Source organism: Neobacillus sp. S1115, from assembly GCF_055385565.1.
Window position 1 is genome coordinate 3,322,235 of record NZ_AP038275.1, and the last position, 13,006, is coordinate 3,335,240.

A 13,006-nucleotide genomic window follows, 5' to 3' on the forward strand; every position below is an offset into this window, starting at 1 on the left:
TTTCCTCTCCTCTACACATTACGAAGATTTCGCTTCTAAATAATCCAATCCTTGATCCTTGTCCGTGCCTTTTAATATAGATGGTTTAACAAAAATGGCAAACAGTATGCCGAATATGAAAACCGCACCAGCCATAAACAGGATAGATAAATTATAACCAGCCAATTTATCTCCCCCAGCTAAGCTGATAATATACCCGGTTAAAAGCGGGGCAACAATACCAGCGAGATTACCTGACGATGTTAAAATACTTGTCATTAATCCGCCCCGTTCACGCATTTCATTAATCATAATGGTTGGCCCGATTGGTAAAATGGTATAGGCAAGACCTTTTGCTATACACAATGCCGCAATAACCCAGAATGGATTTTGGAAAATCATTATAGACGCAAACAATAATGCACCCACGATCATGGAGCCTCCAACAACGAATACCCTAGATGAACGCCAATTTTGATTTTTCTTAAATAAATAATCTGATAGCATGGAAATACCTGTATAAATGACCACAGAAACAATCCCAATGACCATTACGCCATATCCCATTTGCGCCGGAGACATTTTTATGGATTCTACTAAATAAATAGGCAGCCAAACCGAAAACCAAACAACAAGGATATAAGTTGAAAAATAGGCAAGTGTGGTAAATAAGGCAGTTGGCGACGCCAAAAGTAATAGGAAATCTTTTAATTTGAGTTTCTCAATCTTCGCTTTCTTATTCTTTTGTACTTCCTTATAGACCTCAACTGGATTTTCTTTTGTGAAGAATTGAAACAACAAGAACCAGACAAAACTTACTGCACCCAGAATCGCAAATGCGATCTTCCATCCAAAAATGGTAATTAAAGAAACGAGGATTGGCGCAGCAATCATGGCCCCAACAGTACCGCCGCCAACGATCATGGAATTAGCAAAACCTTTTAGTTTCGGCGGGAACCACTTATCGGCATGGTTATAGGCAATCGGACTGTACGGTCCTTCGAATGCCCCTAACAAAACTCGATAAATGATTAAAAGGGGTAATGCTGCAATGGCCAAAACACCAAATTGTAAAGCTGTCCACGACAGCATGACCACTGCAAGTATTTTTTTAGTTCCATATTTATCCGCAAGTGCTGCTCCAAAGATACCTGTTACGGGATAAAGCCAGTAATAACTACTTCCTACCAGCCCCCACTCCACAGGACTAAGACTAAACTCTTTCATGATAGGTGCAGCTGCAAGTCCAATGATGGATTTATCTGCAAAATTTACGACTGCCCCTAAGAACAATAGCAGAAGAATAAACCAACGCATTATCAATCTCCTCTTTTCTTTGATTAAAGGTATTCGTTTTTCAACTGTGCCGCGATAATATTTTTCTGGATTTCGGAAGTTCCTTCATAAATTTTCGTTATTCTAGCATCCCGATAAAAACGTTCCACTGGGAATTCCGCAATATAGCCAAGGCCTCCGTGAATTTGTACCGCTTTATCTGCGATGCGATTATAAACTTCAGAACCAAGGAGTTTTACCATTGCGGCTTCTTTGATAACCTTCATCCCTTGATCCACCATCCAAGCCACACGATAAGTCATGCTCCGTAATGATTCGATATCAAGAGCCATATCAGCCAAATAATGTTGAATGATTTGCTGTTCAAAAATTGGTTTACCAAATTGGATTCGCGAATTGGCATGTTGGATAGACATTTCCAACAGCTTTTCGCAAGAACCTAAATTACGTGCTGCAAGTCCTGCCCGTCCATTGGCAAGAATTTTTAAAGCGTTTACATAACCTTGACCTTCTTCACCGAGAACATTTTCTGCTGGGACTTCACAATCTTCAAAGAAAATTTCGGCTGAATGGGATCCACGGAGACCCATTTTCTTTTCATTTTTTCCAATTGTAAAGCCTGGAAAATCCTTTTCAACAATAAAGGACGTAATGCCTTTTGCACCTTTAGAAGGATCTGTCACAGCCATGACGGTAAAGACATCGGCTATCGGAGCATTGGTAATATAATGTTTGCTCCCATTCAGTATGTATTTGTCGCCTTTTCTTACGGCAGTTGTTTTCAAATTTGTTGCATTTGAGCCAGCACTTGGTTCCGTTAAAGCAAAAGCACCAATCATTTCTCCCCTTGCCATCGGCGGCAAATACTTCCGCTTTTGTTCTTCATTCCCCATTTCGACTATCCCTACAGACCCAATCCCAGTATGAGCACCAATGACAGTGGTATAGCCATTATGGGTTCTTCCTAATTCCTCATAAATCGCACATTTCCCCACCATACCAATACCGATTCCGCCATATTCCTCCGGGATACTCAATCCAAACAATCCCATTTCCTTGGACATGTTCATGATTTTTTCAGGAATTTCATTATTCTCTTCTATCTCCATTGCCAATGGATCTACTTCACTATCAATAAAATCGCGAATGCTTTGCTTTAAAAATTGAATGTCTTCTGAAAATCGAAAATCCATCTTTTTCACTTTCCTTCCTTATAATAAAATCGTTTGCCCTGATGATTTCGACTATTTCATCCGATGGAGAGGATTAATCAGATGAATAAGTTCCGCATATAAACCAATTGTTCCGTATACGGAACAAACATCTCAAAAAAATTTCTATTCCCTAAATGGTTGGGCTAATAGCTACTTTAAGAGATTTATATTATAATTTCACACAGGGAATTGTGTACCACTATTGGAACAATAATACTATTCATTCAATTAATTCGTCAATAATATTTTTAATTTTTCTAATAAAATAAAATATTAGACAATTAAGGGTTTACAATTTATAATTTGACACATTATATCTTTTTGTTTTTTCTGAAAATATACATAAGGAATAATTGTACGGCATATTTGCTTTTTCCTTTAACCCTGTATAATTGATTTACGGGAGATTATTAAAAAGGAGTTTACGTAATGGATACACCCAATGAAAGAGAAAAATCGGAGGTCCCTGCGCTTGAGGCCGCGATTAAGATTTTGGAATATTTAAGTAGATATAAGAGTAAAGAACGTTCGTTGTCGCAAATCTCAAAAAATTTATCAATCAACAAAAGTACATGTCATAGAATCTTAAAATTATTAAATCATAATCGATTCGTTTCGTATGATGCAGACTCAAAACAGTATAGTCTTGGCTCCTATCTTATCATTTTAGGTTCTCGTGCATCGGAATTTATTGATTACCTCAAACTGGCTCAGCCCCACCTTAAATGGGTGTGTGAGGAAACGCGGATGACAAGTGTTTTACTTGAACCCATCTCCGATAATCGCTTAATGTACGTCGCAAAGGAAGAGCTGGATGTTCCAGATTACCATGTTCATGTGTCTGTTAAATTAGGGCAGCATTTCCCAATAACGAGTGCCTCCTTCGGTAAGTGTTACCTGGCCTATATGGAGGAACATAGAATGGAAGAAATTCTTAAAAAAGTAAATTTGAAACAATTTACCGATAAGACGATTACAGACTTAGAAACGTATAAGGAAAGCTTAAAAGAAGTTCGTAGTAAGGGATTTGCAATAAGTTATGAAGAACATACACCAGGGGTATTCGGTATTGCAGCCCCCATTTTTGATTATAGCGGCCAAGTTGCCATGGTTATTGCCTGTCTCGGTTTTGCTACAAATTTAGACGAAGATTATGTTTCTATTTGTGGAGACAAACTTAAAAAGGCAGCAAGAAGTATTACAGAAGTACTGGGAGGAAAAGAACCTATCTTAAAAGGATGATAAATTCCATATTTGTTAAACTTACCTGCTTTTTTTCGGAGAGGCCGGAATCAGAACAAAACCGGCCTTTTTTTGGTAATATCTATTGGTTTATAGGCTCAAAATCAAACCCATACATAATAAAAGGAATAAGCGATTTGATAAATTCTTCCGGTGGTACCTCTCTATTTCTTCTCCACTCTACAGATGCTCCGTAGATTCCCCAGCTTAGCATGACAGCTGTTCTGTTTAGTGCTTCATTTTCGTCCATTGAATGCCTTTTTAACAACATTTTGTAAAAAATAATTTCTAATTGGTCCCTTATGATGCGGGCGATGGTGTCTTCATAGCCTCTATGGCAGCGATTGGATAAGGAATTTTGAAAATTTGTAATGGCTACGAAAATACTAACAATCGTTTCTTCATTTAGTTCGTTTTGCTCAACCTGATTGGAATTCAAATTGATCAATAGGACCTCTGATAGGACCTTTTCTAATAAGTCATATTTATCCTCGAAATGATAATAAAATGTCGCACGGTTGACCATGGCCTCTGTTGTAATATCTTTAATGGTAATATCCTTGAATTCCTTTTTTCCTGAAAGTTCAATAAACGAATCCATGATTAATTTACGTGTCCGAAGAATTCTGGGGTCCGTTTTTTCCTGATCCATTCAAAAAAACCTCCACTTTTTCGACAATTTTTCAAATGTGTTGTATATACGATAAATCCAATTATCTATTGGTATTGGTGTTTTTCATTATGTACTACAATCCAATTGTACAACAAATATGAAATCAATTCTAAGTAAGCAACTTTTTTAACAAAAACAAAGGAGGAATCTCGAAATGAATGAAAATAATAACTTGATTTGTGACTTAGAATCAGGTGTATGTGGTGTAGTTGAAGAGGAAAATATGGAAATCATTGATTTCAATCAACCAAAGAAAACCGTTAATGTATATTATGTGACGGACCCGATCTGCTCTCATTGCTGGGCACTCGAACCAGTTCTTCGCCGTTTTGTAGAGCAGTATGGACAGCATTTTAAATTCCATACGGTTATGGGCGGGTTGCTTGAAAAATGGCATGATGGACCTATCGATCCTGCAAATGGAATCTTTAAACCTGCGGACGTGGCTGGTCACTGGAGAGAAGTTGGTGAAATTTCCCGCATGCCAATTGATGGATCGCTCATGATTGACAATCCCGTTCAGTCATCATATCCCCCTTCTCGTGTCTTTAAAGTGATTCAAAAAAATCATAACGACGCATTGGCCTTTGAATATTTGCGACGTGCAAGAGAAGCCCTTTTCGCCTTTAATCAAAATATCTCAGATGAATACATTTTGATAGAGATTGTCAACAAGCTTGGACTTGATGGAAAAGCTATTGTAAATGAAGCAGAACAACAAACCGGACAGCAATTATTAAATGAAGATTTCATGTTGGCACGAAACCTCGGTGTTCGTGGATTCCCAACGCTTATTATCGTCAATGAAGAAAATAAAGGGGTAAAAATTGTCGGTGCCCGCTCATTGGAAAACTATGCTTCCGGGTTACAGCAAGTTCTAAATCTGGAAGAACTACAACCAAAACAACAATCACCTCTTTCGACCTTGCTTGAAAAAGAGAAACTTCTGTTTTCAAAAGAAATTGAAGTGATGTATGATGTTGAAAAATCGGAGATTAGCAGCTTTGCTGGCAAAGAACTTTCACCAAAAAGCTATCAAGTGAAGGAAATTCTAGGAGAACTGTATTTTACCACTATTACAAAATAAGGGAGAATAAAGATGCACGGGGACGGTTCTCGTGCATCACTTTTGCCATAAGAAATGATGCACGAGAACCGTCCTTATTCTAACGCTTTATTTACCGATTCAATAGCATGGATGACTGTTGTATCGAACAGTGGAACTACAGAATCCTCTGGTTTCACCAGTAATCCAATTTCTGTACATCCTAAAATAATCCCTTCGGCTCCCCTGTCCACTAAATTTTCGATCACTTTTTTATAATATTCTTTCGAGGTTTGCTTGATCGTGCCTACACATAATTCCTCATAAATCACACTGTTGATTCGCTCGATCTCATCTTTATCGGGGATCAATACATCTATCCCATTTGCCTCAATTCTAGATTTGTAGAAGTCTTCTACCATAGTATATTTCGTGCCAAGTAACCCAATCGTATTAATCTTCAGAGTCTGTATTTGTTTAACTGTTGCGTCTGCTATATGTAGAATCGGTATATGTATTTTTTCATTAATAGAATCGATGACCTTGTGCATGGTATTGGTGCAAATCACAATGAAATCTGCTCCGGCTTTTTCCAAGGACAGAGCGGCTTCAGCCAAGGCGAGCCCCGCGGATTCCCATTCTCCACTAGCCTGGTAACTTTCGATTTCATCAAAATCAACACTATATAAAATGCACTTTGCCGAATGTAATCCGCCCAATTGCCGCTTAACTTCCTCATTGATGATTCGGTAATATTCTATGGAAGACTCCCAACTCATTCCGCCTATTAAACCGATAGTTTTCAACTGCTTCTCCTCCATTTAATGGATAATTAATAAATTGTTTTCTTAAATCTTTCCATTCCGTTAGCTTCTGGGGTATGTCCTATTTTGCTTTTAATTTTCGAAGGTTTCATGAGTTCCCTTTGGAAGTGCATCTAATTGATACAGCACATTTGCATCTGATAACTCGCACCAAAGCTCTTTAACCTTTTTTCCCTCAAAATTATAGATCATTATGCCGGTTTCCTTAACCCTTGGTTTGTAGAAGGAATATTAAACCAGCCACCTTTATACGTGCTGTGACCTGTATATCTAACAACCAGCCTATTATCTTGTTCAATAAAATCGTTTAACTCCCATTGATCGTCTTGAAAACAGGTGCGATACCACCCCATAAAGTCCTTTAGCTTCTGACGAGTAGAATCACCATTAGACCCATGATAAATAAAATCTTCTGTGGTTACTTCATCTATAACGCTTAAATCTCCTTTTGTAAAAAATTCAAAAAACCACCGCTCTACTACTTTCTTTTTCTCTGAACTAATCATAATCTGACTCCATTTCTAGGTTTAAACATAACTTAATTTTCCTCTTATCGTTAAACTATTATTTTCGTTACCAATCGAACAATTTCCTTCTTAAACTGCCACTATAGCCCTACAAGAAAAAAATTGCCGTGGCGATCCAATCTTTACCTTTTGTTCAATTAATCGCCACCTACTTCCAATATCACGAATAAAGCCAACTATCTTTGAGATAGTTGGCATTTATTCTTTATGGGATGATAAACATATCAAGCTCATACCTTTCGCGTGGCACATGCAAGCAGTCTCCTAATACTCAGAGCGTAATCATTCACAATCAGCCACAATCAATGAGGCACGAGAACCGTCCCCATGCATCACCCATGCATCACATTCCACCTGTTACACCAATGCCCTCACCTGTAATGGCTGCGGCACCGTCTGAGGCTAGAAAAACAGCGGTGGCTCCAATTTCTGAGGGTTCTAGCAGGCGTTTCATCCATTGTTTTCCTAAGATATGATGGTTTAGGGCTTCCTCTACAGAAGTCCCATCCTCTGCTGCTAATTTAGGTAATTGTTTTTCAATTAATTCTGTTCGCACAGGTCCAGGCATAATCGCATTGACAGTAATCCCGTCCTGAGCCGTTTCAAGTGCTGCTGTTTGGGTGAATCAACTACCCCAAATTTTGCAGCGACATAGGCAGATTTATAGGCGTCAGGAATTCTGCCATGCGCGGAAGATATATTGATGATTCGTCCCTTGTGTTGCTTTTTCATCGTCGGAATGACATGTTTCGTCATAAGAAATGTCCCCGTCAAAATAACACCGAGTAAAAGATTCCATTTTTCTAAAGGGAATTCCTCCACTTTAGCTATATGCTGCAGTCCTGCATTGTTAACCAACACATCAATCGTTCCACGCTCTGAAATGATTTGTTCTACTACACTTTTAACCATTTCTTCATTCGCAACGTCGACCTTGTATCCCTTTGCATTTCCTAATTTAGCAGCTGCGTTTTCAGCAGCATCCAAATTTAAATCTAAAATCGCAACAAAGTCGCCATTATTGATGAATGATTCTGCAATCGCATAACCGATGCCCTGTGCGGCACCAGTTACAATAACTGTTCGTTCTGCTTGTTTTGACATGATGTTGATCCCCCTATGTTTAAAAATCTACCTTGGCCCCTTGTTTTCAATAACTACTTTATTTTTTTCCAAACCAACTTCGTATTTTGCTCTTTTCCATCTACAATTATCGGCGGGCTAGCAATTTCAAGCAGGTCCCCATTCAGCTTGACATAACGTGGCTGCGTATCCCCCAGCCATGTTGGATTCATACTGACAGACATATGATGAGTGACAATGTTATTTTCTTCATCCACTTCAAATGGACCAGCATAAGCAAGATAGCCTTCTGCCGCTGCAGCCATTTCTTCTTGCGTCCCTTTATGAAGTGCGCCCGATGCATACTTTGGCCGTCCAGGACTCATCATTTGCGCAGACATATCCCCTTCTGGGTGGTACATAATAAAACCTGTACACTCACTTCCCATTGGGTATGTAATGTTCCCATCTTTATCTTCCACTTCATAAGAAACGAGGCTCCAAATCCCTATTACTATTTCTTTTAATGTTTTTTCCATTAGTGAATTTAATCCTCCTAATTGGTCTTTTTTAGTATGCTTTACTTGTATAGTTTAAGTTGTTTATACTTATAAGTTAAATACATATATATTATAGAATTTATTAGAAATCATTATAAATAGGGTGAAACCATGGAGCTAAAACAATTACAATACTTTTCCGAAGTCGTGAAGAACGGTAGTTTTTCAAAAGCGGCAGAGGCTTTATATACATCCCAGCCAAATATCAGCAATGTGATTAAAGATTTAGAAGAGGAATTAGACGTAAAGCTGTTAATCCGTACAACTCGAAAACTAGAACTGACAGATGCAGGTGCGCTTCTTTTCCAATATGGACAGCAAATGCACCAACTAGTAAAACAGTTTTATCAGGAATTAGATGATACAAAGAATAGTCAGAAGGGTTATGTGAAGATTGGGATCTTCCCCATGCTGGGAACGAAACTTCTCTCTAAAATGATTGCTGAATTTCACAAGCTATATCCTGAGATTCGTGTTCGATTTGTGGAGGATGGTGCTGCCAATCTACAAAAAGCATTAATGCAGGGAGAGCTGGATTTGGTGGTAATGCCCTACCCCATCGATCTGGATGTATTTGAGTTCTTCCCTTTTTTAGAAGGAGACTTACGTATTCTAGTTAATCAAAATCATCCTTTGGCTAAAAATGAAAGCATCAAGTGGGAGGATTTGATTAATGAAAACTTTATCATCTATCGTGAAGGTTTTACAATCCATGATACGATTTTAGAGGAATGCAGAAGACTAGGCTTTGAACCCTCTATTATCTGTTAACCCTCACAATGGAATTTTATGATGGAAATGGTATCGCTTAATCAAGGAATAACCATACTACCGCAAAGCCATTTTAATGAAATGGATCACCAGCATTTACAATTAAAAATGTTGCCTCTGATGGAACCACAAATAAATTGGCATTTAGGAATAGCTTGGAGAAAAGATAGTTATCTATCCTATGCGACACGGACTTGGATAGAGTTTTTAAAAATGGCTTTAGAGCGGTAAGTCGAACTTTTTGCTTTACTTGTGAGGTGCTAAACGGTAAATCACAAACCCAACCACATAGTAAATCACATAATTTTCACAACACAAATCATAGTATATTGCAAAGTCCATAAGGCTTTGAGATGAAAATGTCTCTCTAAGCCTTTTTTAAAATTTTCTTTATCTGGCTAAAGAACCGTAAGTTGTGTTCATTTGATACTAAAGTAAATAAGCGTAGGAATTTCCCTTAGTTAGTAAATAAAATTAAAAATAACTTAAATAGGCGAAGAAATTTCCCCTATTGACTGAAAAAACTTCAGTATTGGGGATTTTGCTTTGTTTAAGCGGAAAACCTTCCCTTATTTACGCCGGAATGAACCCTATTCTACATCTAACGGAAAAATCTTCGCTTATTTTACTATCACTCAAAAATAATTTGTGTTGATATAGCGCTATTTACTCCCTCAGTTTAATACGATTTTCTCTCGAATACTCGCTTATTCGCAGGATTTCATAACCCTTGATTTAGCGTTAACGATAAAATGAAATAAGTTTAAATCATTATGGCTTCGTGAAGGCATAGTCAAATAGAGGAGCGAATTAGTTCCCCATATTTTACCATATAATGTACATCTCCACGCCTCCCCTGGAGGCTTTCCCTCCCATGTCTCAACGGGTCGTCTGCCCTATCATTCCTTCGTCATGCCTATCCAAGGGGTGGAGGCCAGTTTTGCTAATTAAATGGGTCTGTGCCCTTACGAAAATAGAATCTGGTACTCCGTACATATTTGAAATCCTGCGAATATGCCAACATTCGATTAATATGAGTGTCCAATATTATTTATTTCAGGGCGATAAATAATCTTTATTTCTGAAATTTCATTAAGCTGCCAACGGTGATAATGGTTTGATTTTATCAGGACAATATGATTCGTTTCGTCTAGATATACTTACAAAGATCCTGGCCAACTTGCCAATTAACTTCATAATTGATTTTATTTTCTTCATTTTTTTTACTTTGACATTTTGAGAATGTAATGCCCGAAATTCTGGGTTATTCACTACAAGACTAATTGTAGCTAAGTAAAGGAATCGCCTTAGTCTGGAGCGTCCTCGCTTGGAAATGACAATTTGACCTTTCCATTTCCCTGAACTTGCTTCGACTAAATGCAATCCAGCATGGCGAAGAAGGGAATTACCGTGAGTAAAACGACTTAAGTCCCCCGCTTCACCCAATATCCCAGCTAAAGAAATTTCACTTATCCCCTTTATGGCAAGTAACATCTTAGCGAAAGGTATTTTATTTAGTGCAGCGGTAACTTGTTGTTCCACTCTTTCGAGTTGTTTTACGGCTAAGTCATATTCCTCTAATAGCTGCTCTAAATGAAATTTATAGGCATCAAGTGCCTGTCTAGTACCTACAGATTTCTTAGCCAACTGGAGGAGTAATAGGGCTTTCTTTAATCCAGGGTGCCTCTTCATCACAGATTTCCAACCTGTAATAACCTCGTGAGGCTGCATATTCTCTAAGTCCATAGGGGACGGGAATAAACGAAGGGTTGTGATTGCCCCTTTAGCCGTAATATCCTTAAATACCTGTCGGAATTCAGGAAAGACAATATCTACCCAACGGTTTAATTGATTAATAGAACTAACAAGGCGTTTAACTACTACATCACGGTTAGACATCAGGATCCTAAGTTTTTCGAATGTTTCCGATGTGTACCTAACTTCAGAATAATAACCGTTCTTTACCATATCAGCGATAACTAAGGCATCTTTTTTATCACTTTTTGATTGAGTATTATCACGATTTTCTTTATTCTTTTTTACTAAATGTGGGTTTACAGTTACTACTTCAATATCTTGATTAGAAAGCCATTTTGAAAGATTGATCCAGTAGTGTCCAGTTGGCTCCATCCCAACAATAGCTTCATCCAGGTTGTTTAATCTTTGAAGATTTTTAATCCATTTTAGAAAACTAGCAAATCCTTCTTCGGTATTTTTAAATGTAATTGGATCTCCGACTATAATTCCACGGAAATTTACAGCTCTAGCTACGTGAAATTGTTGCGCAATATCAACTCCAACAACTAGATGTTTAACTGAAATTCTTTCTATTAGTTGATTTTGTTTGTTTTGCATTTTAAACTTCATTATAGGGGTTCCTCCTTAAGGTTTGAGTTAGATTGGTCTCTATACTCATATCTTACTGAGGAGCTCTATTTTTTTCAAAGTCGAAAAATAACGATCTACAGGAATGCTAAGTACTTTTTTTGAAAATTATAAAAACATAAGACTTATAGGTTTATATTTATATAGAGTAATTGGTAGAATAGAGGAAACAAGATTAAACAATAAATAGAAGGAAGTGCCAGCCTTGGATCAGAAGTACGCAGGTCATACTTTGTTTCAATCTGTACAGTTTGGAAATGAAATATTAGCAAGCCGGTTAGTGATGGCCCCAATGACAAGAATGTTTTCACCAGAAGGTATCCCAGGGGAAAACGTTGCACAATATTACCGCAAACGTGCAGAGAATGGGATTGGACTCATCATAACTGAAGGAACAGCGATCAACCACCCAGCTGCAGTAGTGAGCCCCGATATCCCCCGTTTTTATGGTGAGGACGCCTTAAATGGCTGGGCAAATGTAGTGAAGGAAGTACATGAAGCAGGTGGCAAAATCATTCCACAATTATGGCATGTAGGTGCCGCACGGAAAGCAGGAAGTGAACCAAATATTGACGCACCTCCTGTGAGCCCGTCTGGATATACTTTAAGAGGCCAAAGAAATGAGAAAATAAAGGCTCTAACAAAAGAAGAAGTCACGGAAATGATTAATGCATACGCCGAAGCTGCAGCAAATGCGAAGCGTATCGGCTTTGACGGAATTGAATTGCATGGAGCGCATGGCTACTTAATTGATCAATTTTTTTGGGAATTAACGAACAAGCGGACAGATGAGTATGGCGGGGATCTAGGAGAGCGGACAAAATTCGCGGCAGATATTGTTCGTGCTTGCCGGAATGCAGTCGGGCCTGATTTTCCGATTGTCTTACGTTTTTCACAATGGAAAGGAACCGATTATCAAGCTAAATTAGCGAATAACTCTACTGAACTTGAACAATTGCTCACCCCTTTGGTTGAAGCTGGCGTAGATATTTTCCACTGCTCGACAAGACGAATATGGGAACCTGAATTTAAAGATGAAGATCCATCATTAGGCTTGGCAGGCTGGACGAAACGAATTACTAAAAAGCCAACGATTGCTGTCGGTTCTGTTGGAATTAACCGCGCCTATCTGAGCAATCAGGATAATGATAATGTAACAATTGTTGACAATCTCGGAATTATAGATGAAAAAATCAAAGCAGGCGAATTTGACTATGTGGCCGTAGGCCGTGCTGTGCTAGCTGATCCAGAATGGGCAGTAAAACTCAAGAATGGCAAACTTGATCAAGTAGTGCATTATACGAAGGAATCAGAGAAACAGCTGATTTAACTACAATCGAGAACCGTGCGTTTTATCAGGCTGCAACTAATACAGAAATATAACAAAGGGTGGCCAGTTACGGCCCCCTTTGTTTCAAAACTAAGTAG

Annotated in this window: 10 protein-coding genes and 2 pseudogenes; 4 read left to right on the forward strand and 8 right to left on the reverse strand. The window is 38.3% G+C overall.

The annotated features are described in order from the left end of the window. Positions 1-18: 18 nt before the first annotated feature. Together ACZ5B7_RS16070 and ACZ5B7_RS16075 are read right to left on the reverse strand one after the other, a co-directional pair. Positions 19-1,296, reverse strand: coding sequence for an MFS transporter (locus ACZ5B7_RS16070; RefSeq protein WP_464490076.1), 1,278 nt, complete (start codon positions 1,294-1,296; stop codon positions 19-21). 23 nt (positions 1,297-1,319) lie between these two features. After that, positions 1,320-2,468, reverse strand: a complete 1,149-nt coding sequence (locus tag ACZ5B7_RS16075; protein ID WP_423798050.1) for an acyl-CoA dehydrogenase family protein — start codon at positions 2,466-2,468, stop codon at positions 1,320-1,322. 450 nt (positions 2,469-2,918) lie between these two features. Between ACZ5B7_RS16075 and ACZ5B7_RS16080 the strand changes: the two genes are divergently transcribed. Continuing rightward, positions 2,919-3,731 (forward strand): IclR family transcriptional regulator, encoded by an 813-nt coding sequence (locus ACZ5B7_RS16080; RefSeq protein ID WP_464490077.1) that lies wholly within the window; start codon positions 2,919-2,921, stop codon positions 3,729-3,731. 82 nt (positions 3,732-3,813) lie between these two features. Here the strand turns inward: ACZ5B7_RS16080 and ACZ5B7_RS16085 are convergent, their stop codons facing one another. Next, positions 3,814-4,383 (reverse strand): TetR/AcrR family transcriptional regulator, encoded by a 570-nt coding sequence (locus tag ACZ5B7_RS16085; protein ID WP_464490078.1) that lies wholly within the window; start codon positions 4,381-4,383, stop codon positions 3,814-3,816. 175 nt (positions 4,384-4,558) lie between these two features. Between ACZ5B7_RS16085 and ACZ5B7_RS16090 the strand changes: the two genes are divergently transcribed. Continuing rightward, positions 4,559-5,491 (forward strand): DsbA family protein, encoded by a 933-nt coding sequence (locus tag ACZ5B7_RS16090; RefSeq protein ID WP_464490079.1) that lies wholly within the window; start codon positions 4,559-4,561, stop codon positions 5,489-5,491. A gap of 74 nt (positions 5,492-5,565) precedes the next feature. On the opposite strand, the gene ACZ5B7_RS16095 is transcribed toward ACZ5B7_RS16090, so the two are convergent. From ACZ5B7_RS16095 to ACZ5B7_RS16110, 4 genes and pseudogenes are all read right to left on the reverse strand, one after another. Continuing rightward, on the reverse strand, positions 5,566-6,255 hold the full coding sequence (locus tag ACZ5B7_RS16095; RefSeq protein ID WP_464490080.1) for an aspartate/glutamate racemase family protein: 690 nt from the start codon (positions 6,253-6,255) through the stop codon (positions 5,566-5,568). Positions 6,256-6,464: 209 nt separating this feature from the next. Then, positions 6,465-6,779: an ester cyclase gene (locus ACZ5B7_RS16100; protein ID WP_464490081.1), complete on the reverse strand. Its 315-nt coding sequence runs from the start codon at positions 6,777-6,779 to the stop codon at positions 6,465-6,467. A 364-nt stretch (positions 6,780-7,143) separates the two neighbouring features. Continuing rightward, positions 7,144-7,904: pseudogene (locus tag ACZ5B7_RS16105) on the reverse strand (3-hydroxybutyrate dehydrogenase). A gap of 53 nt (positions 7,905-7,957) precedes the next feature. Beyond that, complete coding sequence (locus tag ACZ5B7_RS16110) at positions 7,958-8,401, reverse strand: lipocalin-like domain-containing protein (protein ID WP_464490082.1); 444 nt, start codon at positions 8,399-8,401, stop codon at positions 7,958-7,960. Positions 8,402-8,533: 132 nt separating this feature from the next. On the opposite strand from ACZ5B7_RS16110, the pseudogene ACZ5B7_RS16115 reads away from it, so the two are divergent. Next, positions 8,534-9,424: pseudogene (locus ACZ5B7_RS16115) on the forward strand (LysR family transcriptional regulator). A gap of 861 nt (positions 9,425-10,285) precedes the next feature. Here ACZ5B7_RS16115 and ACZ5B7_RS16120 read toward each other — a convergent pair. Then, on the reverse strand, positions 10,286-11,560 hold the full coding sequence (locus tag ACZ5B7_RS16120) for an IS110 family RNA-guided transposase (RefSeq protein ID WP_464490083.1): 1,275 nt from the start codon (positions 11,558-11,560) through the stop codon (positions 10,286-10,288). A gap of 223 nt (positions 11,561-11,783) precedes the next feature. Here ACZ5B7_RS16120 and ACZ5B7_RS16125 point away from each other — a divergent pair, with 223 nt between their 5' ends. Next, positions 11,784-12,908, forward strand: a complete 1,125-nt coding sequence (locus ACZ5B7_RS16125) for an NADH:flavin oxidoreductase (protein WP_464490084.1) — start codon at positions 11,784-11,786, stop codon at positions 12,906-12,908. Positions 12,909-13,006: the final 98 nt, after the last annotated feature.